This is a genomic window from Streptomyces sp. NPDC039462, from assembly GCF_055639375.1.
Map to the genome: position 1 here is coordinate 59290 of NZ_JBVKAO010000009.1, position 26124 is coordinate 85413.

The following is a 26124-nucleotide window of genomic DNA, read 5'->3' on the forward strand; positions in this document are numbered from 1 at the left end:
CCGCCCCGCTACAGCAGTCCTACGGCAGTGTCGACCGCCCCCGCCACATCACCGTCGGGCGGATACAGCAGCGCCCTGCCGACGACGAGCCCCTGCACGGTGGGCAGTTGCAGGGCGCCGCGCCACTTCTCGAACGCGGCGTCCGCGTCCCCGGCCTCTCCCCCGATGTCGCCGCCGAGCAGCACCGCGGGCAGCGTCGAGGTCTCCATGACGCGGGCCATGTCGTCGGGGTTCTCGGTGACGGGGACCTTCAGCCAGGTGTACGCGGAGGTGCCGCCGAGGCCGGAGGCGATGGCGATGGACCGCGTGACGGCCTCGGCGCTCAGGTCGTTGCGGGGTGGGCCCGTCCCGTCGCGTCCGGTGAGGAACGGCTCGACGAAGACGGGCAGCCTGCGCTCGGCCATGGCGTCGACGACCCGGGCGGCGGAGTGCAGGGTCCGCAGCGACCCCGGGTCGTCGTAGTCGACGCGGAGCAGCAGCTTGCCCGCGTCGAAGCCGAGCCGCTCGATGTCCTCGGGCCGGTACCCGGTGAACCGGTCGTCCAGCTCGAAGGCGGCGCCCGCGAGGCCGCCGCGGTTCATCGATCCCATGACGACCTTGCCGTCGAGGGCGCCGAGCAGCAGCAGGTCGTCCAGGACGTCGGCGCTGGCGAGGACCCCGTCGACGCCGGGCCGCGACAGGGCGAGACAGAGCCGTTCGAGCAGGTCCGCGCGGTTGGCCATGGCGAAGGGCGCGCCGCCCGCGCCGAGGGAGCCGCGGGCGGGATGGTCGGCGGCGACGATCATCAGCCGCCCGCTGTCCCCGAGCAGCGGGCGCCGCCGGCGCCTGACGGCGGCCTCGGCGATGGCTTCGGGGTGGCGGGCCCTGGTCCTGACCAGGGCGGAGACGTCCAAGCCGCTATTCATGCCTGCCCTGCCCCTGTTCCCGCAGATCACCGGCTCCGCCGAGTTCGTCCTCAAACGCCGGACGGGCTGCATCCCCCAGCGCCTCCTCGACCTCGCCGGGAAACGGCATCGCGGAGGAACACTCCAGGCGGGAGGCGACGATCGCCCCCGCCGCGTTGGCGTACCGCATGATCCGCTCCAGGTCCCAGCCCGCGAGCAGCCCGTGACAGAGCGCCCCGCCGAACGCGTCCCCCGCGCCGAGCCCGTTGAGGACCTTCACCGGCACCGGCGGCACCTGCACGCACTCCCCCTCACGGTTCATGGCGAGGACGCCCTCGGGGCCCTGCTTGACGACGGCCAGTTCGACCCCGGCGTCGAGCAACGCCCGGGCGGCCGCGAGCGGTTCGCGCTCCCCCGTGGCGATCTCCACCTCGTCGAGGTTGCCGACGGCGACGGTGGCGTGGGCGAGGGCGGCGGCGTAGTGCGGCCGCGCCTCTTCCGGGTCGGCCCAGAACATCGGCCGCCAGTCGAGGTCGAAGACGGTGATCCCGGACCGCGCGCGGTGGGCGAGCGCCGCCAGCGTCGCCGACCGGCTCGGCTCCGCGCACAGCCCCGTCCCCGTCATCCAGAAGATCCGCGCCGCCGCGATCGCGTCGAGGTCGAGCTCGGCCTCGTAAATCTCCAGGTCGGGCGCCTTCGGCAGCCGGTAGAAGTACAGCGGGAAGTCGTCCGGCGGGAAGATCTCGCAGAACGTCACCGGCGTCGGCAGGTGCGCGACCGGGCTCACCCAGCGGTCGTCGACGCCGAACTCCCGCAGCGCGCCGTGCAGATAGTCGCCGAAGGGGTCCTGGCCTGTGCGGGTGACGACGGCGACGCGGCGGCCGAGGCGGGCGGCGGCCACCGCGACGTTGCTCGCGGAGCCGCCGAGGAACTTCCCGAACGCGGTCACCTCGGCGAGAGGCACCCCGCTCTGCAGGGGATACAGGTCCACCCCGATCCGGCCCATCGTGATGACGTCGTACGGATCGGACACCCTGCACGCCCCTTCCTCGCGTTCGTGTGTCCCCAGGTCTAATCCCGCCCCAGGAACCCTGTCAACATTTTGTCCTTACATTCGGACCACTGCTTGACACTCTTCCGAGACGGCCTGGAGTCTGGCTGGCATGACGACGCTGTCCCGTATCCGGATCGGTTCGGCGCCCGACTCGTGGGGCGTCTGGTTTCCCGAGGACCCTCGGCAGGTCCCCTGGCGGCGCTTCCTCGACGAGGTCGCGGAGTCCGGGTACGAGTGGATCGAGCTCGGCCCGTACGGCTATCTGCCCACCGACCCGGCCGAACTGACCGCGGAGACGGCCCGCCGCGGCCTCAAGGTGTCCGCGGGCACGGTCTTCACGGGGCTGCACCACGGGCCCGCCGTCTGGGAGAAGACCTGGGCGCACGTCGCGGACAACGCCGCGCTCGCCCAGGCCATGGGCGCCGAGCACCTGGTCGTCATCCCCTCCTTCTGGCGCGACGACAAGACCGGCGAGGTCCTGGAGGACCGCGTCCTCACGCCCGCACAATGGCGCGAACTGACCACCCAGACCGAGCGCCTGGCCCACGAGGTCCGCGAGCGGTACGGCCTGCGCGTCGTGGTCCACCCGCACGCCGACACCCACATCGACAGCGAGGAGAACGTCACCCGTTTCCTCGACGCCACCGACCCGGACCTCGTCTCGCTCTGCCTGGACACCGGCCACTACGCCTACTGCGGCGGCGACAGCGTCAAGCTCATCGAGACGTACGGCGAACGCATCGGCTATCTGCACCTCAAGCAGGTCGACCCGGAGATCCTCGCGGAGGTGCGGGCCCAGGAGGTGCCGTTCGGGCCCGCGGTGGCGCGCGGCGTGATGTGCGAGCCGCCCGCCGGGGTGCCCGCCCTCGGGCCCGTCCTCGACGCGGCCCAGAAGCTCGGCGTGGAGCTGTTCGCCATCGTGGAGCAGGACATGTACCCGTGCGAGCCGGACAGGCCACTGCCGGTCGCCCGCCGCACCCGCTCCTATCTGAGGTCGTGCGGCGCGTAGAGACCTGAGGTCGTGCGGCGCGTAGAGAGGGAACGGACAGCCGGACCGCACAGCTTCCGCATGCGTCTCTTCTGTCACAAACACTCCCGTCCTGTCACACATGTCTCACGAACGCGGGGCTTGCGTCACAGGCGGTCGACAGTCGCCCCCCGGTGGTCACCCTGCGTCGTTGCACCGGGCACAGGCTGAGTGATCGCCACGCGTCCCGCCCAGTTCCCCCGTCGGCCTCTCCGGTCGCCCTGGGCGCGCGCAGGGAGGTGCCACCGATGACCGACCGCAGGCTCTGGTCGTACAAGGAGATCGCCGCGCACATTCGTGTGCAGCCCGACACCGTCCGCTCCTACCGCAAGCACGGACTGCTGCCGGACCCCGACCACGTCGAGGGCGGCAAGCCCTACTGGTACGCGGACACCGTCCGGGCCTGGGTGGCCGCCCGGCCCGGCAATCGGGGCCGCAGAGGCTGAGTCCACGGGGCCGCGGCCGCCGCCGCGGCCCCTCCTCGTTGAGTAATACCCCCTAGGGGTATAGTCTCGGAGTGTGGGGCGAGGAGGTCGCCGGGGCTCCCGGGACCACCTCCAGCACGCTACGCCGCATACGTACACATCCCTCCCCGAGGAGAACGACATGAGCGCCCAGACCGAGCTCCCGCAGGCCGCGTCCGAGACGACCGGGTCCTGCTGCTCCCCCAGCGGTTCCTGCCACTCCGACGCCGCCGAGACGCCGCAGGGCGCCGTCACCACCGAGTACGAGGTGACGGGGATGACCTGCGGGCACTGCGAGGGCGCGGTGTCCGAGGAGATCTCGGCGATCGCGGGCGTCACCTCCGTCAAGGCCGTCGCCGCCACGGGCCGGGTCACCGTGGTCTCCGACGCGCCGCTGGACGAGGCCGCCGTGCGCGCCGCCGTCGACGAGGCCGGATACGAGCTCGTCTCGACCAAGGCCTGAGGCCGCCGCGCCCGCCGCGACGTCTGCCCGGCGGTCCGCCGGGTACCCCGGGCCCTGTGGTGTCGGCGCCGACACCACAGGGCCCGCCGCCGTGTCCCCACCCGGAAGCAGTACGAAAGAGTCATGACCGAAGTCGAACTCGCCGTCGGCGGGATGACCTGCGCCTCCTGCTCCTCGCGCATCGAGAAGAAGCTCAACCGCGTGGAGGGCGTGACCGCCACGGTCAACCTCGCGACGGAGAAGGCGAAAGTCTCGTACGACGAGGGCGAGGGGGTCGCGGTCGACCAGCTGATCGCCCTGGTCGAGAAGCTGGGCTACACGGCCGAGGAGATCGTGCCGGCGCCGCCGGAACCCCTCTCCCCCGCCGCCGACGGCCCCCCGGCCCCCACCACCGCCGACATCACCGAGCCCGACACCCTGCGGCAGCGCCTGATCGTCTCCGCCGTCCTGTCCCTGCCCGTCGTCCTGCTCGCGATGGTCCCCGCCCTGCAGTTCGACTACTGGCAGTGGCTCTCGCTGACGCTGGCCGCGCCCGTCGTCGTCTGGGGCGGTCTGCCCTTCCACCGGGCGGCGTTCACCAACCTGCGGCACGCCGCCGCGACCATGGACACCCTCGTCTCCGTCGGCACGCTCGCCGCCTTCGGCTGGTCACTGTGGGCGCTGTTCGTCGGGGACGCCGGGATGCCGGGGATGCGGCACGGCTTCGACTTCACGGCCTCGCCCGGTGACGGGGCCTCCACCATCTATCTCGAAGTCGCCTCCGGCGTCATCACGTTCATCCTGCTCGGCCGCTGGCTGGAGGCCCGCTCCAAGCGGAAGGCGGGCTCCGCGCTGCGCGCCCTGCTGGAACTGGGCGCCAAGGACGTGGCGGTGCTGCGGGACGGCACGGAGCAGCGGGTGCCGGTCGGGCGACTGGCCGTCGGGGACCACTTCGTCGTACGCCCCGGGGAGACCGTCGCCACCGACGGCACCGTCGTCGAGGGCGCGTCCGCGATCGACGCCTCGATGCTCACCGGCGAGTCCGTGCCGGTGGACGTGGGGACGGGCGCCGTCGTGACCGGGGGCACCGTGAACGTCTCCGGGCGCCTCGTGGTGCGGGCGACGCGCGTCGGCTCGGACACCTCGCTGGCGCGGATGGCGCGGCTCGTGGAGGACGCGCAGACCGGCAAGGCCCAGGTGCAGCGGCTCGCCGACCGTATCGCCGGGATCTTCGTGCCCGCGGTGCTGCTCATCGCGATCGGCACGCTCGGCGGCTGGCTGGGCGCCACCGGCGACGTGACCGCCGCCTTCACCGCCGCCGTCGCCGTACTGATCATCGCCTGCCCCTGCGCGCTCGGCCTCGCCACGCCGACGGCCCTGATGGTCGGCACCGGGCGCGGCGCCCAGCTCGGCATCCTCATCAAGGGCCCCGAGGTCCTGGAGTCCACCCGCCGCGTCGACACCGTCGTCCTCGACAAGACCGGCACGGTGACGACGGGCCGCATGGAGCTGACGGACGTGCACCTCGCCGGGGACGCGCAGGAGCAGCTGCTGCTCCGGCTCGCGGGCGCCCTGGAGCACGCCTCGGAGCACCCGGTCGCCCGTGCCGTCACGGCGGGCGCCGCCGAACGCCTCGGGATCGCGGCCGGGGAGCTGCCGGCGCCGGAGGGGTTCGAGAACGTCGCCGGGTCCGGGGTGCGCGGCACGGTGGACGGGCACGAGGTGCTCGTCGGCCGGGAGCGGCTCCTCGCGGACGCGGGGGTGACGGGCCTCGACGCGGTGGCCAAGCTGCGGGACGACGCGGAGGCCGCCGGGCGCACGGCGGTCCTGGTCGCCTGGGACGGCGCCGCGCGCGGGGTCCTCGCGGTCGCGGACGCGCTGAAGGAGACCAGCCCGGAAGCGGTGCGCGAGCTGCGCGCGCTCGGTCTCACGCCGGTGCTCCTGACCGGCGACAACAAGGCCGTCGCCGACACGGTCGCCCGCGCGGTGGGCATCGCCCCGGACTCCGTCTTCGCGGAGGTCCTGCCGCAGGACAAGGTCGATGTCGTACGCAGGCTGCAGGGCGAGGGCAAGGTCGTGGCGATGGTCGGGGACGGCGTGAACGACGCGGCCGCGCTCGCCACCGCCGATCTGGGGCTCGCGATGGGCACCGGCACGGACGCCGCCATCGAGGCGAGCGACCTGACATTGGTGCGCGGGGACTTGCGGGTCGCGGCCGACGCCATCAGGCTCTCCCGAAAAACCCTCGCCACCATCAAGGGCAATCTCTTCTGGGCCTTCGGTTACAACGTGGCCGCGCTGCCGCTCGCGGCGGCCGGTCTGCTGAACCCGATGATCGCGGGCGCCGCGATGGCGTTCTCCTCGGTCTTCGTGGTGACCAACAGTCTCCGTCTGAGGACGTTCACATAACCCCTTCACAAGGTCGTTTCAGCATCCTCACGCCAGTCCCGAAATCCCCATATCGGGGCCCTTGCGCATGTACTGGACATATGCAAGAGACGCAGATCACAGTGATCCGAACGTAACCATTGAGGGGGGACGAGAGTCTAATGGGGCGATGCAGGAAGATGTCTTGGGGGACGTCTTCTGACATCAGGGGACATCTTGGGGGATGTTCCTGGAAATTGCGTTGCCGGGGCACGTGCACCGGGGAGCTTTGAGCGGCCCTCCCGTACGTACGCGTCCCGGCAGACCGCAGGGCCGCCACAGACGCCCGGCCGGATCCCGTGGGGGGAATCCGCACCGGGAAAAAGGGAAGCGCCCCGACCGTCGACCCGTGGGGGGATCGGCGGCGGGGCGCTTTCCGCTTGTGCGGCCCGGGGTCAGCGACCCTCGACCGGCACGAAGTCGCGGAGCACCTCGCCCGTGTAGATCTGGCGCGGGCGGCCGATGCGGGAACCCGGCTCCTTGATCATCTCGTGCCACTGGGCGATCCAGCCCGGCAGTCGGCCGAGGGCGAAGAGGACGGTGAACATCTCGGTCGGGAAGCCCATCGCGCGGTAGATGAGGCCCGTGTAGAAGTCCACGTTCGGGTAGAGCTTGCGCTCGACGAAGTAGTCGTCGGCCAGCGCGTGCTCTTCCAGCTTCAGCGCGATGTCGAGCAGCTCGTCGGACTTGCCGAGGGCCGAGAGGACGTCGTGCGCCGCCGCCTTGATGATCTTCGCCCGGGGGTCGAAGTTCTTGTAGACGCGGTGCCCGAAGCCCATGAGCTTCACGCCGTCTTCCTTGTTCTTCACCTTGCGGATGAAGGTGTCGACGTCGCCGCCGGAGGCCTGGATGCCTTCCAGCATCTCCAGGACCGACTGGTTGGCGCCGCCGTGCAGCGGGCCCCACAGGGCCGAGATGCCGGCGGAGATCGAGGCGAACATGTTCGCCTGCGAGGAGCCGACCAGACGCACGGTGGAGGTCGAACAGTTCTGCTCGTGGTCCGCGTGCAGGATCAGGAGCTTGTCGAGCGCCGCGACGACGACCGGGTCCAGCTCGTACTCGGCGGCGGGCACCGAGAAGGTCATGCGCAGGAAGTTCTCGACGTAGCCGAGGTCGTTGCGCGGGTAGACGACCGGGTGGCCCTGCGACTTCTTGTACGCGTAGGCCGCGATCGTCGGAAGCTTGGCGAGCAGGCGGATCGTCGAGAGGTGACGCTGCTTCTCGTCGAACGGGTTATGGCTGTCCTGGTAGAACGTCGACAGCGCGCTGACCACGGACGACAGCATCGCCATCGGGTGGGCGTCGCGCGGGAAGCCGTCGTAGAACCGCTTGACGTCCTCGTGCAGCAGCGTGTGCTGCGTGATCTCGTTCTTGAAGGTGGCCAGCTCGTCGACCTTCGGCAGCTCGCCGTTGATCAGGAGGTACGCCACCTCGGTGAAGGTGGAGCGCTCGGCCAGCTGCTCGATCGGGTAGCCGCGGTACCGGAGGATGCCCTGTTCACCGTCGAGATAGGTGATGGCGGATTTATAGGCGGCGGTGTTGCCGTAGCCGCTGTCCAGGGTCACCAGACCGGTCTGGGCGCGGAGCTTCCCGATGTCGAAGCCCTTGTCGCCGACGGTCGACTCGATCACCGGGTAGGTGTACTCGTCGTCGCCGTACCGCAGTACTACACCGTTGTTAGCGTTCTCGCTCACGTCATCCCTCACCGACGTTGTGCCTCTTCTTCGAGGTGCCCTGACTGTCTCTACCATCCCCCATTTGGCCCTGGAGAGTGCACTCGGGGTCGACCATTGGGCCTATTGGCGGCACTCAGTGCCGCCAACCTGCTCATCCTGCCCCCTTCGCCCCGGTTCCGGAAGTACTGTGTGAGCTTTCCTACTCGTTTGATCGATCAAAATGTTCCAGGGCCTGCTCCGCGGCGGCCGACAGGCCCGGAAAGCCTGTAATCCAGGGCCGTGCAGCGCCTTCCCGCGGAGACCGTGCGCACTGCCTGTCCCAGAGCCTTGCGCGAACCGACCAGGACGACCAGCCTCTTGGCGCGTGTCACGGCGGTGTAGAGCAGATTCCGCTGCAGCATCATCCAGGCGCCGGTGGTGACCGGGATCACCACGGCCGGATATTCACTGCCCTGGGAGCGGTGGATCGTCACGGCGTAGGCATGGGCGAGCTCGTCCAGTTCGTCGAAGTCGTACGGGACTTCCTCGTCCTCGTCGGTGCGGACGGTGAGCCGCTGCTCGTCGGTGTCGAGGGCGGTGACGACGCCCACCGTGCCGTTGAAGACGCCGTTCTGGCCCTTCTCGTAGTTGTTGCGGATCTGGGTGACCTTGTCGCCGACGCGGAAGACCCGGCCGCCGAACCGCTTCTCCGGCAGGTCGGGCCTGGCGGGGGTGATGGCCTGCTGGAGGAGGCCGTTCAGATTGCCGGCGCCGGCCGGGCCGCGGTGCATGGGGGCCAGCACCTGCACGTCACGGCGCGGGTCGAGGCCGAACTTCTTCGGGATGCGGTGCGCGGCGACGTCCACCGTCACGCGGCCCGCGTCCTCGGTCTCCTCCTCGACGAAGAGGAAGAAGTCCTTCATGCCCTGGGTGATGGGCGGGACCCCGGAGTTGATCCGGTGGGCGTTGGTGACGACGCCCGACTCCTGGGCCTGCCGGAAGATGCGGGTGAGCCGGACGGCGGGGATCGGGCTCTCGTCGCTGAGCATGTCCCGCAGCACCTCGCCGGCGCCGACGCTCGGCAACTGGTCCACGTCGCCCACGAAGAGCAGGTGGGCGCCGGGCGGCACGGCCTTCACCAGCTTGTTGGCGAGCAGCAGGTCGAGCATCGAGGCTTCGTCGACGACGACCAGATCGGCGTCGAGCGGCCGGTCCTTGTCGTACGCCGCGTCGCCGCCGGGCCGCAGTTCGAGCAGGCGGTGGACGGTGGAGGCCTCCGCGCCGGTGAGCTCGGCGAGGCGCTTGGCGGCGCGGCCTGTGGGGGCGGCGAGGACGACCTTGGCCTTCTTGGCGCGGGCCAGCTCGACGACGGAGCGGACCGTGAAGGACTTGCCGCAGCCGGGGCCGCCGGTCAGGACGGCGACCTTCTGGGTCAGCGCGAGCCGGACCGCCTCCTCCTGCTCGGGCGCGAGCTCGGCCCCTGTGCGGTCCGAGAGCCAGGCGAGTGCCTTGTCCCAGGCGACGTCCCGGAAGGCGGGCATGCGGTCGTCCGTGGTCTTCAGGAGCCGCAACAGCTGTCCTGCCAGGGACAGTTCGGCACGGTGGAAGGGGACGAGGTAGACGGCCGCGATGTCGTCCCCGCCGTCCGGGTCGGGCAGGGATTCGCGGACGACGCCCTCTTCCTCCCCGGCCAGTTCGGCGAGGCAGTCGATGACGAGGCCCGTGTCGACCTGGAGCAGCTTCACCGCGTCCGCGATGAGGCGCTCCTCGGGCAGATAGCAGTTGCCCTGGTCGGTGGATTGCGAAAGGGCGTACTGCAGACCGGCCTTGACGCGCTCCGGGCTGTCGTGCGGGATGCCGACGGACTGGGCGATGCGGTCTGCGGTGAGGAAGCCGATGCCCCAGACGTCGGCGGCGAGGCGATAGGGCTCGTTCTTCACGACGGAGATGGACGCGTCGCCGTACTTCTTGTAGATCCGGACGGCGATGGAGGTGGAGACCCCGACGCCCTGGAGGAAGACCATGACCTCCTTGATGGCCTTCTGCTCCTCCCAGGCGGCGGCGATCATCTTCGTCCGCTTGGGTCCGAGGCCGGGCACCTCCACGAGCCGCTTCGGCGCGGTCTCGATGATGTCGAGGGTGTCGACGCCGAAGTGGGTGGTGATCCGGTCGGCCATCACGGGTCCGATGCCCTTGATGAGGCCGGAGCCGAGATAGCGGCGGATGCCCTGGACGGTGGCGGGCAGCACCGTCGTGTAGTTCTCCACGGTGAACTGCTTGCCGTACTGCGGGTGGGAGGCCCAGCGGCCGTGCATCCGCAGCGACTCGCCGACCTGCGCGCCGAGCAGCGCGCCGACGACGGTGAGCAGGTCACCGGCGCCGCGGCCGGTGTCGACACGCGCGACCGTGTACCCGGTCTCCTCATTGGCGTACGTGATGCGCTCGAGGACCCCCTCGAGCACCGCCATCGCTGCAGCTGGACTCGACATGATCCGACGCTACCGCCCGGCACCGACAACGCGGCGGGCCTGTGGACAACTTCCGCACGCTTCCGCACGCCGGGCGGGGGGCCTGTGGACAACGTCCGTGCCCGCGGCAACTTCGAAGGGGCCTGGCCCCGTGGACCAGACCCCTTCGGGTTTCCCCTCCCCTGTCAGAACCTCGCGATCCCCCCGGATCCCCCGGATCCCCCCAGATCCTGGATTTCCCCCCTCAGAAGCTCTGACGCCATATACGACACGCGTCGTGCCCGAAGGGTTGCACGGTGTTGCCCAAAAGTTTTTGGCGGGCCTCCAGGTGCTGACAAAGCGGGGCATAGGTAGCGTTTGACGCATGACTGAGGAGGAATGATGTTCGGTGTCCTCGCGAAGTTGAGCAAGCCGGTGGCCAAGGCCGTCTCCAAGAAGACCGGCATTCCCGTGCCGACGGTCACGCGCGCGATCGAGGTGGGCGTCCCTGTGGTCCTGACCGTGCTCTCCAAGCGGGCCGCGCGCACGAAGGGCAAGGGCGGCGCGGGCCCCAAGGGCGCGGGCCGCGGGAAGTAGACCGGGAGCGCGGGAAGCAGACCGCTACGCGTACGCGCGGAAGCGTTCCGCCGTCTCCCTCAGCACCTCGCTCCCGTCACGCGCCCACAGCCCCTCGTTGAAGATCTCCACCTCGATCGGCCCGCGGTACCCGGCGGCGTCGACGAGGCCGCGGAAGGCCCGGAAGTCGACGCTGCCGTCACCCAGTTGTCCACGGCCGAGCAGGACGCCCGCGGGCAACGGCGTGATCCAGTCGGCAAGTTGGAAGGCGTGCAGCCGCCCGGCGGCCCCTGCCCGCGCGATCTGCTCGGGCGCCCGGTCGTCCCACCACACGTGGTACGTGTCGACGACCACGCCGACCTGCTGCGCGGGGAAGCGCTCCGCGATGTCGAGAGCCTGGCCGAGGGTGGAGACCACGCAGCGGTCCGACGCGAACATCGGGTGCAGCGGCTCGATCGCGAGGCGCACGCTCCGCTCCTCGGCGTAGGGCCCGAGGACGGCGAGCGCGTCCGCGATCCGCTCGCGCGCGCCGGACAGGTCCTTGCTGCCGGGCGGCAGGCCGCCCGAGACCAGGACCAGCGTGTCCGTGCCGAGGGCCGCCGCCTCGTCGACGGCCGCACGGTTGTCGTCGAGGGCACGCGCGCGTGCCGCCTCTTCGACGTCCGTGAGGAAGCCGCCCCTGCACAGGCTCGTCACCGTGAGGCCTGCGTCCCGCATCAGGCGGGCGGCGCGCTCGACCCCGTACTCCTGGACGGGCGCCCGCCACAGGCCGACCGCTCCGATGCCCTCTTTGACGCAGCCCTCGGCGAGCTCGGGGAGCGACCACTGCTTGATGGTCTCCTGGTTCACACTCAGCCGCGAAAGCGACAGCGAAAGCGGCACGGGAGCGGGCTCGGGGCTCATTGCGGGACTCCGTGGACGGTGAGCAGGGATCGCATGCGGGCGGCCGCGAGGGCCGGGTCGGGGAACAGGCCGAGGCCGTCGGCGAGTTCGTAGGCGCGGGCGAGGTGGGGCAGCGAGCGGGCCGACTGGAGGCCGCCGACCATGGTGAAGTGCGTCTGGTGTCCGGCCAGCCAGGCCAGCAGGACGACACCGGTCTTGTAGTAGCGGGTCGGGGCCTGGAAGAGGTGGCGGGACAGTTCGACGGTGGGGTCGAGGAGGGCGCGGAAGCCCTTCACGTCGCCGGTGTCCAGGACGCGTACGGCCTCCGCGGCGACCGGGGCCAGCGGGTCGAAAATGCCGAGCAGGGCGTGGCTGAAGCCGTGGTCGTCGCCCGCGATCAGCTCGGGGTAATTGAAGTCGTCGCCGGTGTAGCAGCGGACGCCGTCCGGCAGTCGGCGGCGCAGGGCGATCTCGCGGTCGGCGGCCAGGAGCGAGACCTTGATGCCGTCGACCTTCTCGGGGTGGGCGGCGATCACCTCCAGGAAGGTCTCCGTGGCCGTGTCGAGGTCGGCCGACCCCCAGTAGCCCTCCAGGGCGGGGTCGAACATGGGGCCGAGCCAGTGCAGGATCACGGGCTCGGTGGCCTGGCGCAGGAGATGGCCGTACGTCTCCACATAGTCGTCCGGCGACGTGGCCGCGGCGGCGAGGGCGCGGGACGCCATGAGGATCGGCTGGGCGCCGACCGACTCGACGAGGGCGAGCTGCTCCTCGTACGCGTCCCTGACCTGCGGAAGGCTTGCGGGCAGGGTGAGTTGGTCGGTTCCCACCCCGCACGCGAGCCGCCCGCCGGACGCCTTCGCCTCCGCGGCGGAGCGGCGGATCAGCTCGGCCGCGCCCGCCCAGTCCAGGCCCATGCCGCGCTGGGCGGTGTCCATGGCCTCGGCGACGCCCAGGCCGTGCGCCCAGAGGTGCCGGCGGAAGGCGAGGGTGGCGTCCCAGTCGACGGCGGCGGGGCCGTCCGGTGAGACGTCCGCGTACGGGTCGGCGACCACGTGGGCGGCCGAGAAGACGGTGCGGGAGGTGAGCGGGGGCCCGCCGACGGTCATGCGCGGCGGTGCCTCGCGCGGGGTGTACGCGCGCGTGCCGCCTCCCGCGTCCGGCAGCAGCACCTGAGGGGGGCGGGTCACAGCGCGATCTCCGGGATCTCGATGCGGCGGCCCTCGGCGGAGGACTTCAGGCCCAGTTCGGCGAGTTGCACGCCGCGCGCGCCCGCGAGGAGGTCCCAGCGGTAGGGCGCGTCGGCGTACACGTGCCTGAGGAAGAGTTCCCACTGCGCCTTGAAGCCGTTGTCGAACCCGTCGGCCTGGTTGTCGGGCACGTCCTGCCACTGGTCGCGGAAGGAGTGGGTGACGGGCAGGTCCGGGTTCCAGACGGGCTTCGGTGTCGTACTCCGGTGCTGTACGCGGCAGTTGCGCAGCCCGGCGACCGCCGACCCCTCGGTGCCGTCGACCTGGAACTCCACGAGCTCGTCGCGGTGCACGCGCACCGCCCAGGAGGAGTTGATCTGCGCGACGGCGCCGCCCTCCAGCTCGAAGATGCCGTACGCGGCGTCGTCGGCGGTGGCGTCGTAGGGCTTGTCGCGCTCGTCCCAGCGCTGCGGGATGTGGGTGGCGGTGAGGCCCTGGACGGTGCGCACGCGGCCGAACAGCTCGTGCAGGACGTACTCCCAGTGCGGGAACATGTCGACGACGATGCCGCCGCCGTCCTCGGCGCGGTAGTTCCAGGAGGGGCGTTGGGCGCTCTGCCAGTCGCCTTCGAAGACCCAATACCCGAACTCCGCGCGGACGGAGAGAATCCGGCCGAAGAAGCCCCCGTCGATGAGCCGCTTCAGCTTCAGCAGCCCCGGCAGAAAGAGCTTGTCCTGGACGACGCCGTGCTTGATGCCGGCGGCCTCGGCGAGCCGGGCGAGCCCGAGGGCGGCGTCGAGCCCGGTGGCGCTCGGCTTCTCGGTGTAGATGTGCTTGCCGGCGGCGATGGCCCGCTTGATGGCGTCCTCGCGCGCGGAGGTGACCTGCGCGTCGAAGTAGATGTCGACGGTCGGGTCGGCGAGGACGGCGTCCAGGTCGGTCGAGAAGTGCTCCAGGCCGTGCTGGGCGGCGAGCGCGCGCAGCGCGTGCTCCCTGCGGCCGACCAGGACGGGCTCGGGCCACAGCACGGTGCCGTCGCCCAGATCGAGGCCGCCCTGTTCGCGGAGGGCGAGGATCGAGCGGACCAGGTGCTGGCGGTGGCCCATGCGTCCGGTGACGCCGTTCATGGCGATGCGCACCGTCTTGCGTGTCACGGAAGTCCCTCCGTAGGAGCGGGGAGCGGGGAGCTGGGAGCGAGGCGAGTAGCAAGCGCTTTCTATTTGGGGCAAGCTAGCCTGCCGGACAAGGTTCGGACAAGGGTTCCGGTGGAGAGCGACGACCGGGCGAGGACAAATGGGTGACCGGGGGCGGTGTGTGCTGGGGCCTGGTCCGGGCGGCCGGAGGGGCGCGTGTGAGGGACGACCGGAGGAGTACGTGATGGGCAGGGGCGTGGGCATGGGCATGGGCATGGGCAACCGGAGGAGTACGACGTGACCGTGACCCTGGCGGACGTGGCGGCCCGCGCGCAGGTGTCGCCCGCCACCGTCTCTCGCGTGCTGAACGGCAACTACCCCGTGGCGGCCGCCACGCGCGAGCGCGTCCTGCGCGCCGTGGACGACCTCGACTACGTCCTGAACGGTCCCGCGAGCGCGCTCGCCGCGGCCACCTCCGACCTGGTCGGCATCCTCGTCAACGACATCGCCGACCCCTTCTTCGGGATCATGGCGGGCGCGGTGCAGTCCGAGATCGGCGGGCCCGGCGGCCGCGCGGGCGGCGAGCGGATGGCCGTCGTCTGCAACACCGGCGGCTCCCCGGAGCGCGAGCTGACCTACCTCACGCTCCTCCAGCGGCAGCGCGCCGCCGCAGTGATCCTCACGGGTGGCGCGATCGAGGACGCCGAGCACGCCGCCGCGATCGCGGGAAAGCTCCGGCGCCTCGCGGAGGCGGGCACGCGGGTGGTGCTGTGCGGCCGGCCGCCCTCGCCGGACACCGACGCGGTGGCGCTCACCTTCGACAACCGGGGCGGCGGGCAGCAGCTGACGGAACATCTGCTGAGCCTCGGGCACCGTCGTATCGGCTACATCGCGGGTCCGGAGGAGCGCACGACCACCCGGCACCGTCTTGAGGGGCACCGTGCCGCCCTTGCCGCGCGCGGCATCGCGGACGACCCGGCGCTGACGGTCCACGGCCCGTACGACCGCCGGTCCGGCTACGACGCCACGGCCGAACTCCTGCGCCGCGCCCCCGACCTGACGGCCGTCGTCGCCGCCAACGACACGGTGGCACTCGGCGCCTGCGCGGCACTGCGCGACAAGGGCCTGCGCATCCCCGACGACGTGTCGGTGGCGGGCTTCGACGACCTCCCGTTCAGCATCGACGCCGTCCCCGCCCTGACGACGGTCCGCCTCCCCCTCCACGAGGCGGGCGCCCGCGCCGGCCGCATCGCGATGGGCAAGGAGAAGGCTCCGCCGGGCGGGGTGGCGACGGTGCACGGGGAGCTGATGGTGCGGGGGTCTACGGCGGGGCCGCGGTAGGGGGTTCGGAGGCGGCTGGGGCTAGCGGGGTGGCTGGGGTGGTCCTGGGCGGGCGGGGGGCCGAGTGGCCGGCGACTGAAGCGGCTGGGGCGACCCGGGGGGCCCGGGGGCCGGCGACCGGAGCGGCTGGGCGACCTGGACGGCCAGGACGGCCGTGGCGCCCGTGGCTGCCAGGGCACCAAGGGTGCCTAGGCCAGCTGGAGCGGCTGAAGTAGCCAGGATGGCCGGGGCGGCCGGAGTGGCCGGAAGGGCCGGGGCAGTTGGAGCGGCCGGAGCAGCCAGCGCAGCCGCTGTGGATGAGGTCCTCACACCAGCCCTCCCAGTACCGCCACCCCCTCCGCGATCTCCGCGGTGCCGGTCGCCGCGTAGCCGAGGACCAGGCCGGGGGGCTGGGGGCGTTGGGTGTGCCAGGACAAGGGGTGGACCTTGACTCCTTGGGCGAGGGCCGCGGTGGCGAGCTCCGCGTCGGAGAGGTCGGCGTAAGGGCCTCCGCGCGCCTCCGTGCCGAACGTGATCATCAGGTGCAGGCCCGCCGCGGCGCCGTGCACCACCGCTCCCGGCAGGTGTTCCCGGATCGCCCCGATCATCGCGTCCCTGCGTCGGCGGTGGTGCCTGCGGATGAGGCGCAGGTGGCGTTCCAGTTCGCCCGACTCCATGAGGTGGGCGAGGACGAGTTGGGGCAGTGCCGGGCTGCCGAGGTCGATGAGGCGTTTGGCGTCCACGAGTGCCTCCCGGTACGCGGGCGGGGCCAGCAGCCAGCCCAGGCGCAGGGCGGGCGCGAGGAGCTTGGAGACGCTGCCCGCGTAGCAGACGTGTTCGGGGAGCAGGGCGCGCAGGGCGGGGACGGCGGGCCGGTCGTAGCGGTGTTCGGCGTCGTAGTCGTCCTCGATGACGAGGCCGCCGTCGCGGGCCCAGTCCATCAGCTCGCGGCGCCGTTCGCCGCCGAGGACGACTCCGGTGGGGAACTGGTGGGCGGGCGTGAGCAGGACGGCCGGGGCCCCCGTGGCGCGCAGCGCGTCGACGCGGATGCCGTGGGCGTCGACCGGCACGGGCGGGGTGTCGAGCGGCCGCAGGTGCTGTCGTACGCCTAGCGACCCCGGCTCCTCCACCGCCACACGGGTGATCCCGTCGGCGCGCAGGACGTCGACGAGCATCCGCAGCGCCTGGGCCGTGCCGTTGACGATCAGCACGTCGTCCGGGGCGGCGAGGATCCCGCGGTTGCGGGAGAGCCAGTGCGCGACGGCGCCGCGCAGGGCGGGGGTGCCGCGCGGGTCGCCGTATCCGAAGTCCGCCGGCGAGAGCCCGGCGAGCACGGAGCGCTCGGCGCGCAGCCAGGCCGCCCGCGGGAAGGCGGCGAGGTCGGGCAGGCCGGGCGACAGGTCGATGCGGGCGGGCGCGGAACGGATGGCGTCGAAGACGCCGAGGTCGGGAGGGGTGGTGAAGAGGGTGGTGGTGGAGGGGGAGGGTGAAGGCGCTCCGCTCGCCTTTGCCTTGTCCGCGGCGGTGGTCGACGCCCGCGAGCCCACGCCCCGCGCATGGGGCACGGCCACGACGACGGTGCCGCCCCGGCCGCGCCCCGCGACGTGTCCGTCCTCGGTGAGGCGGCGGTAGGCCTCGGTGACGACGCCGCGGGACACGCCCAGGTCACCGGCGAGGGTGCGGGTGGCGGGGAGCCTGCTGCCGACGGCGAGGCGGCCGTCGGCGATCGCGCCCCTGATCTGCCGCGCCAGCCAGTCGGAGAGCCCGCCCCTGGGGGCGTCACCGATGTCGAGCTGGAGGAAGTCGACTGCCCCGACCGCACTTATGGACCTGTGGGGAGGAGATCCAATGGACCTGTTCATGGAACCATTGTGGCGGGAGGGTCGGGGGCATGGAATTTCTGCTCACTTCCCTGGTCGTCTGCGTGACGCCGGGCACCGGCGCCCTGTTCACCATCGCGGCCGGGCTCTCGCGCGGCACCCGCGCCGCCCTGATCGCGGCCGTCGGCTGCACGCTGGGGGTCGTCCCGCACATGGTGGCGGCGATCACTGGCCTCGCGGCGCTGCTGAACACCAGCGCCGTCGCCTTCCAGACGCTCAAGTACCTGGGCGTGGCCTATCTGCTGTACATGGCGTGGAGCACGCTGCGGGACAAGAGCGAGCTCACCGCCGAAGAGGAGAGCGAGCCGCGTTCGGCGGGCCGCACGATCCTGACGGGCGTACTGATCAACATCCTCAACCCGAAGCTGACGCTGTTCTTCTTCGCGTTCCTGCCGCAGTTCGTGAACACCGACGAGCCGTACGCCGCCCTGCGCATGACGGAGCTGAGCGCCTACTTCATGCTGATCACGTTCCTGGTCTTCGCGGCGTACGGCCGGTTCGCCGCCGCCATGCGCAACCACGTCATCTCCCGCCCCCACGTGGTCGGCTGGCTCCGCCGCACCTTCGCCGTGGCGTTCGCGGCTCTGGGCGCACGCCTGGCGTTCCTCTGAGACGGTCGGCGTCCGGGTGGTGAGCCGTTCGGCCGATGCGGGGGTTCCCAGCCTCGGCGGCCCGGCGTACCGTTGACTCAGTCAAAGGTGACCCGGAGTGATCCGCATGACGAAGCCCCCGCGAGAAGCCCCGGCGCGCGTGGTGTCGCGTGCCCCCGTCCAAGAGATGCGTGCCTTCAACCGGTTCTATACGAACCTCATCGGCGCGCTGGACTACAGCCGCCACCTGTACGTCCCGTACACCCTCACCGAGTCCCGCGTCCTGTACGAACTGGCGCACGCGGCGCGTACCGACGCGGCCGATCTGCGCGCCGAACTCTCGCTCGATGCCGGGTACTTGAGCCGACTGCTTGCCAAGTTCGAGCGGGACGGGCTCGTCGAGCGGGCGCCCTCGGCGGCCGACCCGCGACGGCAGCGCATCACGCTCACCGCGCGCGGGCGCGACGCCGCCGAGCTGCTCGACGAGCGGTCGCGGGAAGCCGTCGGCTCGCTGCTCGCCGAGGTGCCCGCCGCGGACCGCGCCCGCCTCGCGGCGGCCATGCGTACGGTGCGGGAGATCCTCGGGGGCGGCCGCGGACGGCCCCACCGCCGCGGGAAGCGCGCGGACGTCCTGCTCAGGGAGCCGGGGCCGGGCGACCTCGGGTGGATCGTGCAGCGCAACGCCGCCGTGTACGCCGCCGAGTTCGGCTGGAACACCGACTATGAGGGCCTCGTCGCCCGCATCGTCGCCGACTTCGCCGAGGACCACGACCCCCACCTGGAGCGCGTGTGGATCGCCGAGCTCGACGGGCGGCCCGTGGGGTGCGTGATGTGCGTACGGGACGAGGCGCCCGGGACGGCCCGGCTGCGCCTCCTGCTCGTCGAACCCGACGCGCGCGGCCTCGGCATCGGGGACCAACTGGTCGCCGCCTGCGTCGAGTTCGCGCGCGGCGTCGGCTACCGCGAGCTGACCCTATGGACCAACGACGTCCTCGCGTCGGCCCGCGGGATCTACCAGCGGCACGGCTTCGTCCTCGTCTCCGAGAAGCCGCACCGCTCCTTCGGCGTCGACCTCGTGGGACAGGACTGGCTGCTTCCGCTGCACGGGCGGCCCGCGTGACGCCCCCGCCGAGGCGGGGTTGACCTTGCCCGCGCGCCGCCTACTGTCGGGACCATGAAATTCGCCTTCTCCACCCTCGGCGTCCCCGGCCTGCCCGTCCCCGACGTGCTGCGGCTCGCCACGGCCCACGGCTACCACGGCGTCGAGCTCCGCGCGCACCCCGAGGAGCCGGTGCACCCGGGGCTCGGACTCGTCGAACGGGCCGACGTGGCCGCCGAGTTCAAGGCGGCCGGCGTCGAGATCCTCGGCATCTCCGGGTATGCGCGCGTGGCGGCGCCCGGCGAGGACGGTCCCGTCCTCGACGAGATACGGTCCCTCGTCGACCTCGCCCGCGACGTGGGCGCCCCCTTCGTCCGCGTCTTCCCCGGCGGCGGCACCGAACAGAGCGCGGAAGAAGCCGACGCGACGGCCGCGCGGCGGCTCGGCACCGCCGCCCGGCACGCCGCCGACGCCGGCGTACGCATCCTCCTGGAGACCCACGACTCGCACCGCACGGGCGCCGCCGCCACCCGCGTCCTCGGAACGGTCGGGCACCGCCAGGTCGGCGCCCTGTGGGACCTGATGCACACCTGGCTCGGCGGCGAGTCCGTCACCGACACCTTCGCCGCGCTCTCCCCCTACCTCGGCTACGTCCAGGTGAAGGACATCGCGTCCGCCGACGACAAGACCCCGCTGGCCCTCGGCGCCGGCGCGCTGCCGCTCGCCGAGTGCGTGGCGCTGCTCAGCGCGGAGAAGTGGGAGGGGTGGCTGTGCTGGGAGTACGAGAAGCGCTGGTACGAGGGGGCGGCACCGCTGCCGGAGTTGCTGGGCCCGGGCCGTGAACTCCTGTCCCGCCTGGTGACCCGCTCCGGCTGATCCCGTCGGCAACGGCTGGTGACCCGCTCCGGCTGACCCCGTCGGCAACGGCTGGTGACCCGCTCCCGCTGACCCCGTCGGCAACGACAGGCGACCCGCTCCGGCCGACCCGGGCGCGGGCCGGACCGCCCGTCCTCGCGAACGAGGTCAGCGCGACCCCGCCCACCAGCAGCGCCGCCGCGCACCACCGCAGCCCGCTCACCGACTCGCCCAGGACCAGGGCGGCCGACGACATCCCGAAGACCGGCACGAGCAGGGAGAACGGGGCGACCGTGGACGCCGGGTGTCGCCGCAGCAGATAACCCCAGGCGCCGAAGCCGAAGACCGTGGTGACCCAGGCGACGTAGAGGATGATGCCCGCGCCCGACCAGTCGAGGGAGCGCAGGGCCGCCAGATCCCGGGACGGCCCCTCGAAGAGCAGGGAGAGGCCGAGCAGCGGCAGCACCGGCACCGTACTCACCCACACCATGAAGTTCAGGGCGTCCGGCGGCGACGCCCTGCGGGTGAGGATGTTGGAGACGCCCCAGCAGGCCGCGGCGGCCACAAGCAGCGCGAAGGCGGTGAGCGGGCCGGTTCCGCCCTCGTCGACGCCCGCGACCGCGATCCCCGCGAGGGCGACGGCCATGCCCACCACCCGTACACGACCCGGCCGTTCACCCAGCAGCACGAAGGCGAACAGGGCGGTGAACACGGCCTGCACCTGCAGCACGAGCGAGGACAGACCGGCGGGCATCCCGGCGTCCATCCCGATGAAGAGCAGCCCGAACTTGGCCACGCCCAGCACGAGGCCCACCCCGATCACCCACTTCCACGCCACCTTCGGCCGCCCCACGAAGAAGACGGCGGGCAGCGCCGCCACGAGGAAGCGCAAGGCGGAGAAGAGCAGCGGCGGGAAGTGGCCGAGCCCCACCTCGATCACCACGAAGTTGACGCCCCAGACGGCGGCAACGAGGACAGCCAGACAGATGTGTGCAGGTCGCATGCGTCGAGGATCACCCGCCCCGACCATGTAGGACCAGCGCGGATCTCTGCATGATTGGATGAAGCAACGCTTACGAATGGCGACGCTTTACGAAGAGCGACGCTTACGAAGAGCGACACTCATGAAGAGGGAGGACCGCGTGCTCGATCTCGCCCGGCTCCGCGCGCTGCACGCCGTCTCCGTGCACGGCACGGTGGGCGCCGCCGCGACCGCGCTCGGCTATACGCCGTCCGCGGTCTCCCAGCAGATAGCCAAGCTGGAACGGGAGACCCGCACGACGCTCCTGGAACGCCGCGGCAGAGGCGTCGCCCTCACCGAGGAAGCGCTTCATCTCGCCGAGACGGCACGCCAGTTGATGGCCATCGTCGAGCGCGCGGAGACAGAGCTGGAGGAGCGGCGCGGAGTGCCCGCCGGGCGCCTGACGATCGCCGCGTTCGCCTCGGCGGCACGAGGGCTCCTGCCCTCCGTCCTCGCCGACCTGGCGCGCCGGCACCCCGCCCTGGACGCCCGCATGACGGAGATCGACCCGCATCTGTCCGTCGACCTCGTGGCCAAGGGCGCGATCGACGTGGCCGTCGTCCACGACTGGGACATCGCGCCCCTCCCGACGCCGCCCGGCGTCGAACAGGCCGTCATCGGGGACGACTTCTGCGACCTCGTGGTCCCCGAGGGCCACTGGCTCGCGGGGCGCGCATCCGTGCGCCGCGAGGAGCTGAAAGCGGAACGCTGGATCACGCAGCCTCCGGGGCTCGTCTGCCACGAGTGGCTGATCCGGACGCTCCGCGAGGCCGGGTGCGAGCCCGACATCGCCCATCAGGCCGAGGAGAACCCGACCCTGGTCGCGCTCGTCGCCGCGGGGCTCGGCATCGCGCTCATCCCCCGCCTGGGCCGCGGCCCCATCCCGTCCGGCGCGGTCACGGTCCCCCTCGACCCCGTTCCTGTCCGCCGCCTCTACGCCCTGTGGCGCACGGGAGCCTCCCGCCGCCCCGCCATCGCCGAGACGGTCCACACCCTCCAGTCCCACTGGCCGTCCTAGCCCGCTCGCTGCACCCTTCTCCCCCCTTCTCTCCCTCGCCCCGACTTCCGGGATTTCGGGGGCCGGCGGGAACCCGCCCGGCATCCCCGCCGTCCAACCGGCACGCTGCCGGTGAGTCCCCGCGAGGCGGTGTCGGCATCGCTGCTGGCTGCGAACGCTGACCACCCTCTCCGCCGCCCGCGGTCGGCAGCCCGCCGTCACCGGTGCGCCCCCCTTCCAAGCGCCGGTGACGGCCCGCGCTCCTCCCTTGACCGGCAGAAATCTTCGGGATATCCGTAACTCCTGAAAGTTTCCTCCGAACCGCAGGAGCCCACGTGCAGCAGCCCGACGACAGCGACCGCAGGCTCCGCGACCTCGTCGGCTCCATGTCCCTGGAGGACAAGGTCGGCCAGCTCTTCGTGATGCACGTGTACGGCCACAGCGCGACCGACCCCGACCCGGCCGACATCGACACGAACCTCCGGGAGCTCGGCGTGCGCGACGCCGCCGAGCTGATCGCCCGCTACCGCCTCGGCGGCATCATCTACTTCGGCTGGGCCCACAACACCCGCGACCCCCAGCAGATCGCCGAGCTCTCCCGCGGCATCCAGCAGGCGGCACCGGCCGTCCCCGTCCTCATCTCCGTCGACCAGGAGCACGGCGTCGTCGCCCGCGTCGGCGCCCCCGCCACCCTGCTCCCCGGCGCCATGGCCCTCGGCGCGTCCGGCTCGCACGAGCACGCCCGCGAGGCCGCCCGCATCGCCGGCACCGAGCTGCGCGCCCTCGGCATCCGCCAGGACCACGCCCCGGACGCCGACGTGAACGTGAACCCCGCCAACCCCGTCATCGGCGTCCGCTCCTTCGGCGCCGACCCCGACGCCGTCGCCGGCTTCGTGACCGCGCAGATCGAGGGCTATCGGAGCGCCGGCATCGCCACAGCCGCCAAGCACTTCCCCGGGCACGGCGACACGACGGACGACAGCCACACCGAGCTCCCGCACATCCACCACACCCGCGAGGAGTGGGACCGCTACGACGCGCCCCCGTTCCGCGCCGCAATCGCCGCGGGCGTCGACTCCGTCATGACCGCGCACATCGTGGTGCCCGCCCTCGACCCCTCGGGCGACCCGGCGACGCTCTCCCACCCGATCCTCACCGGCGTCCTGCGCGAGGAGCTCGGGTTCGACGGCGTGATCGCCACGGACTCGCTCGCGATGCGCGGTGTCCGTACGAAGTACGGCGACGACCGCGTGGCCGTACTCGCCCTCAAGGCGGGCGCCGACCAGCTCCTGAACCCGCCCCGCCCGGACGTCGCGTGGCACGCGGTCATCGACGCGGTCAGAAGCGGCGAACTCACCGAGGACCGCATCGACGAGTCGGTCCTGCGCGTACTCCGCATGAAGGCGAAAGTGGGCCTCCTGAGCGACGACGAGCCCACCACCGCAGACCTGGCATCGGCACTCCCCGCCGTCGGCACCCCCGCCCACCTCGCCGCCGCCGACCGCATCGCCGAAGCCACCACGACCCTCCTGGTCAACACCGACGGGCTCCTCCCCCTGTCGCCCGCCACCCACCCCAACATCCTGGTGGTCGGCGCCGACCCCCGTTCGCCGTCCGGGACCACGGGTCCGCCGACCACCGTCCTCGCGGACGCCCTCGACGCCCTGGGCTTCCGGGCCACGGCCCTGCCGACCGGCACCGCCCCCGACGAGGCGGCGGTCGAGAAGGCCGTGGCGGCCGCACAGGGAGGCCCGGACGCCGTCCTCGTGACGACGTACAACATCACCACGCACGCCACCACGAGGGACAACACCCAGGCGGCGAACACGACCCTGGACAACACCCGCGCCCGGGCGCACCGAGCCACCGATCACCCCGACGACACCAGCCAGGCCACCCTCGTGGCAGCGCTCAAGACCACCGGCCTGCCCGTCATCACCCTCGCGATCCGCAACCCCTACGACATCGCCCACCTGCCCCCCGTCGACGCCGCCCTCGCCTCGTACTCCTGGACGGACGTCGAGCTGCGCGCCGCCGCACGGGTCATCGCGGGCCGGGTCGCGCCCCGGGGCCGGCTTCCCGTGCCGGTGCGGCGGGCGGACGACCCGGCGCAGGTGCTGTACCCGATCGGGTACGGCCTGACGTACTGAGCCGTCCGCCCCGCCACAGCCGTCCTACGGCCGCAGCGTCCGCTCCTCCCGCACGTCACGCCGGTCGAGCTTCTTGTCGTACGCGGCCAGCGGCTTGCCTGAGTCGGAGGGCACCCCGGCCCACGCCTGGATCCGCTGCGTGGCCTTCGTCTTCTGGTCGGCGACCAGCTGCGCCACGGTCGCCCCGTGGTTGGCGCCGGGCGCCGTGAAGACGTGGCTGTCGTGCTTGGCGCCCCGCGCGGGGCGGAACTGCTCGGCGCCGTACGGGTCGTACTCGCCGTACACGTACATCATCCGGTGCGCGTTGTGCCGCACCCAGCGGTCGACGTCCCGCATCGCGTGCGGCTTGAACTTCATCGGGATCTCGCGCGGCACGAAGTTCCGCGGCGGCTGGTAGCCGTACCGGCTCAGGTCGCCGAGCCAGGGCTGCTCGATGGTGGGCGCGCCGAGTTCGGTGCCTGCCTGGTAGTAGTACGGCGTGTAGGGGGCGAGGCCCTGGTCGGTGTAGGAGGACCAGCCGCCCACCGTGTCGACGTAGTCGAAGAGGGCCTGGTCGGTCATGGTGGCCGCGTCCGGGATCTTTCCGCAGGCGGTGGCGGCGGGCTGGTACTGCCAGAAGCCCCACACCAGGTCCATGACGACGGCTTCGAAGGCCTTGTCCAGCGTGCCGACGGTCTTGAAGGTGTAGCCCTCCGCCTCCGCGTACGCCGCGAGCTTCGCCGACAGCGGTTCCCTGCGCACCAGCGCCTCGCGCTGCACGGCCTGGATCCGGTCGCGGCACTCCTTGGTGCCGACGCCCGCGAGGAACTCGTCGTAGGCCGAGTCCTCCTTGTCGACGACGTCATTGGGCGCTACGTAGGCGACGATGCCCGCCATGTCGCGCGGGTAGAAGCGCTCGTAGTACGTCGCGGTCATGCCGCCCTTGGAGATGCCGGTGGCCAGCCACTTCTTGCCGTAGATGGGCTTGAGCGCCTGATAGATGCGGTGCTGGTCGGTGGCGGCCTGCCAGATGTCGAGCTTCGACCAGTCGGCGGGGTCGGGGCGCGACGGCGTGAAGAATCGATACTCCATGGAGACCTGGTTGCCGTCGACGATCTGTGTCGGCTCGCGGCGGCCGGGGTTCGTGGAGACGCTGTAGCCGCTGGTGTAGTAGACCGTGGGGCGGCTGGTGTCCTTGTGCAGCACGGTGAGGCGCTGCTTGAAGGTGCCCTTGGACGGGTGCCGGTGGTCGACCGGCTGGGTGTAGTTGAGGACGAAGAAGCGGTAGCCGGGGTACGGCTTCTCCTCGATCAGGCTCATGCCGGGGATGGCGAGCAGCCTGTCCTTGATGTCAGTGCTGTGCGCACTGTCGGCCCTGCCCGGTTCCGCGGCGGTGGCCGCTCCGGACGTCGCTCCTGCCGCGCCCGCCGTGCCTATCAGCACCACGAGCGACAGCACCCATCTGAGCGTCTTGCGCATGCACCCTCCCCTGTCGACACAGCAATGCCCCGGAACCTAACGAAGCAACTGGGTCCGCACCAGAGGGAGTTGCGCTCCGGCCGACGGGATCAGCAGAGAATCCAGCCCGAACTGACCCCGTGTCCGCCGACCTTCCCCTTCACCCACACGCAGCGGTGGCCCGCGTGGACCGTCACCGGGCCCGCGTGGTGGGAGTACCGGCCCTTGTCGCGCGCGGGCCTGCTGCCGCGGGCCTGGACGCTGACGGACATCGTCTTGCGGGTGCCGGTGTGCTTGGCGAAGGCCACGGCGCAGACGTAGCCGCGGGTCTTGAAGACGTCGACCCGGCCGGTGCTGAAGGGGAGCGTGCGCACCTTGCGGCCGCCGCAGAGGCCGGTGACGGCCTCCGCGGACGCGGTGCCGGGGCCCGCGAGGGCGAAGAGCACGGCGGCGGCGAGCACGGCGGTGCCGAGCGTCAGCCGCCGTCGTATCCGGCCACTGCTCCGCTCACTGCTCACGGTTGCCCCTCCCGCCACTCCTGCCTCAGCGTACTGGTGTACGGACGCAGCCCCGACCCCTTGCGGTTGCAGGGAAACC

Annotated in this window: 21 protein-coding genes and 1 pseudogene; 11 read left to right on the top strand and 11 right to left on the bottom strand. The window is 71.8% G+C overall.

Annotation, left to right across the window (positions count from 1 at the left end; translation table 11 throughout):
• Positions 1 to 8: 8 nt before the first annotated feature.
• Both ACZ7LU_RS35625 and iolC read right to left on the bottom strand, forming a co-directional pair.
• Positions 9 to 905 carry a Cgl0159 family (beta/alpha)8-fold protein gene (locus tag ACZ7LU_RS35625; protein WP_468082875.1) on the bottom strand — a complete coding sequence of 299 codons (897 nt, stop codon included), beginning with the start codon at positions 903 to 905 and terminating at the stop codon, positions 9 to 11.
• Entirely contained in the window at positions 898 to 1890 is a 993-nt protein-coding gene (gene iolC, locus ACZ7LU_RS35630; RefSeq protein WP_471919280.1) for a 5-dehydro-2-deoxygluconokinase, read from the bottom strand. Before iolC ends, ACZ7LU_RS35625 begins: the two co-directional genes overlap by 8 nt.
• A gap of 157 nt (positions 1891 to 2047) precedes the next feature.
• On the opposite strand from iolC, the gene ACZ7LU_RS35635 reads away from it, so the two are divergent.
• The 4 genes from ACZ7LU_RS35635 (at position 2048) to ACZ7LU_RS35650 (ending at position 6280) form a co-directional block, all read left to right on the top strand.
• Positions 2048 to 2947, top strand: a complete 900-nt coding sequence (locus tag ACZ7LU_RS35635) for a sugar phosphate isomerase/epimerase family protein (RefSeq protein WP_398297942.1) — start codon at positions 2048 to 2050, stop codon at positions 2945 to 2947.
• 266 nt (positions 2948 to 3213) lie between these two features.
• The gene (locus tag ACZ7LU_RS35640) at positions 3214 to 3411 is read left to right on the top strand and encodes a MerR family transcriptional regulator (protein ID WP_150168108.1); all 198 of its coding nucleotides are present in this window, start codon (positions 3214 to 3216) and stop codon (positions 3409 to 3411) included.
• Positions 3412 to 3571: 160 nt separating this feature from the next.
• Complete coding sequence (locus ACZ7LU_RS35645) at positions 3572 to 3892, top strand: heavy-metal-associated domain-containing protein (protein ID WP_398297944.1); 321 nt, start codon at positions 3572 to 3574, stop codon at positions 3890 to 3892.
• Positions 3893 to 4015: 123 nt separating this feature from the next.
• Positions 4016 to 6280, top strand: a complete 2265-nt coding sequence (locus tag ACZ7LU_RS35650; protein ID WP_471919123.1) for a heavy metal translocating P-type ATPase — start codon at positions 4016 to 4018, stop codon at positions 6278 to 6280.
• 413 nt (positions 6281 to 6693) lie between these two features.
• On the opposite strand, the gene ACZ7LU_RS35655 is transcribed toward ACZ7LU_RS35650, so the two are convergent.
• Together ACZ7LU_RS35655 and recD2 are read right to left on the bottom strand one after the other, a co-directional pair.
• Positions 6694 to 7992, bottom strand: coding sequence for a citrate synthase (locus ACZ7LU_RS35655; RefSeq protein WP_398297948.1), 1299 nt, complete (start codon positions 7990 to 7992; stop codon positions 6694 to 6696).
• A 197-nt stretch (positions 7993 to 8189) separates the two neighbouring features.
• Positions 8190 to 10421 carry an SF1B family DNA helicase RecD2 gene (gene recD2 / locus ACZ7LU_RS35660; RefSeq protein ID WP_398298515.1) on the bottom strand — a complete coding sequence of 744 codons (2232 nt, stop codon included), beginning with the start codon at positions 10419 to 10421 and terminating at the stop codon, positions 8190 to 8192.
• Between the two features lie 378 nt (positions 10422 to 10799).
• Between recD2 and ACZ7LU_RS35665 the strand changes: the two genes are divergently transcribed.
• On the top strand, positions 10800 to 10997 hold the full coding sequence (locus ACZ7LU_RS35665; protein WP_468560349.1) for a hypothetical protein: 198 nt from the start codon (positions 10800 to 10802) through the stop codon (positions 10995 to 10997).
• Positions 10998 to 11021: 24 nt separating this feature from the next.
• Here ACZ7LU_RS35665 and ACZ7LU_RS35670 read toward each other — a convergent pair whose 3' ends face one another.
• From ACZ7LU_RS35670 to ACZ7LU_RS35680, 3 genes are read right to left on the bottom strand one after another with little or no spacing between them, the layout of a single operon-like run.
• A complete protein-coding gene (locus ACZ7LU_RS35670; RefSeq protein WP_471919124.1) occupies positions 11022 to 11879 on the bottom strand; it encodes a sugar phosphate isomerase/epimerase family protein in 858 nt (285 codons plus the stop codon).
• Positions 11876 to 13045, bottom strand: coding sequence for a dihydrodipicolinate synthase family protein (locus tag ACZ7LU_RS35675; protein ID WP_471919125.1), 1170 nt, complete (start codon positions 13043 to 13045; stop codon positions 11876 to 11878). The genes ACZ7LU_RS35670 and ACZ7LU_RS35675 overlap by 4 nt, the downstream gene beginning before the upstream one ends.
• On the bottom strand, positions 13042 to 14199 hold the full coding sequence (locus ACZ7LU_RS35680) for a Gfo/Idh/MocA family protein (RefSeq protein ID WP_471919126.1): 1158 nt from the start codon (positions 14197 to 14199) through the stop codon (positions 13042 to 13044). The genes ACZ7LU_RS35675 and ACZ7LU_RS35680 overlap by 4 nt, the downstream gene beginning before the upstream one ends.
• Positions 14200 to 14475: 276 nt before the next feature.
• Between ACZ7LU_RS35680 and ACZ7LU_RS35685 the strand changes: the two genes are divergently transcribed.
• The gene (locus tag ACZ7LU_RS35685) at positions 14476 to 15519 is read left to right on the top strand and encodes a LacI family DNA-binding transcriptional regulator (RefSeq protein ID WP_398297958.1); all 1044 of its coding nucleotides are present in this window, start codon (positions 14476 to 14478) and stop codon (positions 15517 to 15519) included.
• 305 nt (positions 15520 to 15824) lie between these two features.
• Here the strand turns inward: ACZ7LU_RS35685 and pdxR are convergent, their stop codons facing one another.
• Positions 15825 to 17360, bottom strand: a complete 1536-nt coding sequence (gene pdxR, locus ACZ7LU_RS35690; protein ID WP_471919127.1) for a MocR-like pyridoxine biosynthesis transcription factor PdxR — start codon at positions 17358 to 17360, stop codon at positions 15825 to 15827.
• A 29-nt stretch (positions 17361 to 17389) separates the two neighbouring features.
• Between pdxR and ACZ7LU_RS35695 the strand changes: the two genes are divergently transcribed.
• From ACZ7LU_RS35695 to ACZ7LU_RS35705, 3 genes are all read left to right on the top strand, one after another.
• Complete coding sequence (locus ACZ7LU_RS35695) at positions 17390 to 17989, top strand: LysE family translocator (protein WP_468716884.1); 600 nt, start codon at positions 17390 to 17392, stop codon at positions 17987 to 17989.
• Positions 17990 to 18095: 106 nt separating this feature from the next.
• The gene (locus tag ACZ7LU_RS35700; protein ID WP_471919128.1) at positions 18096 to 19088 is read left to right on the top strand and encodes a bifunctional helix-turn-helix transcriptional regulator/GNAT family N-acetyltransferase; all 993 of its coding nucleotides are present in this window, start codon (positions 18096 to 18098) and stop codon (positions 19086 to 19088) included.
• Positions 19089 to 19142: 54 nt separating this feature from the next.
• Positions 19143 to 19943 carry a sugar phosphate isomerase/epimerase family protein gene (locus ACZ7LU_RS35705; RefSeq protein WP_471919129.1) on the top strand — a complete coding sequence of 267 codons (801 nt, stop codon included), beginning with the start codon at positions 19143 to 19145 and terminating at the stop codon, positions 19941 to 19943.
• A 133-nt stretch (positions 19944 to 20076) separates the two neighbouring features.
• Here the strand turns inward: ACZ7LU_RS35705 and ACZ7LU_RS35710 are convergent.
• Positions 20077 to 20925, bottom strand: a pseudogene (locus tag ACZ7LU_RS35710) (EamA family transporter); the annotation flags it as partial.
• 139 nt (positions 20926 to 21064) lie between these two features.
• Between ACZ7LU_RS35710 and ACZ7LU_RS35715 the strand changes: the two are divergent.
• On the top strand, positions 21065 to 21961 hold the full coding sequence (locus tag ACZ7LU_RS35715; RefSeq protein ID WP_468083908.1) for a LysR family transcriptional regulator: 897 nt from the start codon (positions 21065 to 21067) through the stop codon (positions 21959 to 21961).
• Between the two features lie 365 nt (positions 21962 to 22326).
• Entirely contained in the window at positions 22327 to 24090 is a 1764-nt protein-coding gene (locus ACZ7LU_RS35720; RefSeq protein WP_471919281.1) for a glycoside hydrolase family 3 protein, read from the top strand.
• A gap of 24 nt (positions 24091 to 24114) precedes the next feature.
• Here the strand turns inward: ACZ7LU_RS35720 and ACZ7LU_RS35725 are convergent, their stop codons facing one another.
• Positions 24115 to 25548 (bottom strand): aminopeptidase, encoded by a 1434-nt coding sequence (locus tag ACZ7LU_RS35725; RefSeq protein ID WP_471919130.1) that lies wholly within the window; start codon positions 25546 to 25548, stop codon positions 24115 to 24117.
• 89 nt (positions 25549 to 25637) lie between these two features.
• Positions 25638 to 26045, bottom strand: a complete 408-nt coding sequence (locus ACZ7LU_RS35730; RefSeq protein ID WP_471919131.1) for a hypothetical protein — start codon at positions 26043 to 26045, stop codon at positions 25638 to 25640.
• Positions 26046 to 26124: the final 79 nt, after the last annotated feature.

Bases quoted from the DNA above. Each gene is read 5' to 3' on its own strand.
- ACZ7LU_RS35625 (WP_468082875.1), bottom strand. From the start codon at position 905: ATGAATAGCGGCTTGGACGTCTCCGCCCTGGTCAGGACCAGGGCCCGC.
- iolC (WP_471919280.1), bottom strand. From the start codon at position 1,890: ATGGGCCGGATCGGGGTGGACCTGTATCCCCTGCAGAGCGGGGTGCCT.
- ACZ7LU_RS35635 (WP_398297942.1), top strand. From the start codon at position 2,048: ATGACGACGCTGTCCCGTATCCGGATCGGTTCGGCGCCCGACTCGTGG.
- ACZ7LU_RS35640 (WP_150168108.1), top strand. From the start codon at position 3,214: ATGACCGACCGCAGGCTCTGGTCGTACAAGGAGATCGCCGCGCACATT.
- ACZ7LU_RS35645 (WP_398297944.1), top strand. From the start codon at position 3,572: ATGAGCGCCCAGACCGAGCTCCCGCAGGCCGCGTCCGAGACGACCGGG.
- ACZ7LU_RS35650 (WP_471919123.1), top strand. From the start codon at position 4,016: ATGACCGAAGTCGAACTCGCCGTCGGCGGGATGACCTGCGCCTCCTGC.
- recD2 (WP_398298515.1), bottom strand. From the start codon at position 10,421: ATGGCGGTGCTCGAGGGGGTCCTCGAGCGCATCACGTACGCCAATGAG.
- ACZ7LU_RS35665 (WP_468560349.1), top strand. From the start codon at position 10,800: ATGATGTTCGGTGTCCTCGCGAAGTTGAGCAAGCCGGTGGCCAAGGCC.
- ACZ7LU_RS35670 (WP_471919124.1), bottom strand. From the start codon at position 11,879: ATGAGCCCCGAGCCCGCTCCCGTGCCGCTTTCGCTGTCGCTTTCGCGG.
- pdxR (WP_471919127.1), bottom strand. From the start codon at position 17,360: ATGAACAGGTCCATTGGATCTCCTCCCCACAGGTCCATAAGTGCGGTC.
- ACZ7LU_RS35695 (WP_468716884.1), top strand. From the start codon at position 17,390: ATGGAATTTCTGCTCACTTCCCTGGTCGTCTGCGTGACGCCGGGCACC.
- ACZ7LU_RS35700 (WP_471919128.1), top strand. From the start codon at position 18,096: ATGACGAAGCCCCCGCGAGAAGCCCCGGCGCGCGTGGTGTCGCGTGCC.
- ACZ7LU_RS35705 (WP_471919129.1), top strand. From the start codon at position 19,143: ATGAAATTCGCCTTCTCCACCCTCGGCGTCCCCGGCCTGCCCGTCCCC.
- ACZ7LU_RS35720 (WP_471919281.1), top strand. From the start codon at position 22,327: ATGTCCCTGGAGGACAAGGTCGGCCAGCTCTTCGTGATGCACGTGTAC.
- ACZ7LU_RS35725 (WP_471919130.1), bottom strand. From the start codon at position 25,548: ATGCGCAAGACGCTCAGATGGGTGCTGTCGCTCGTGGTGCTGATAGGC.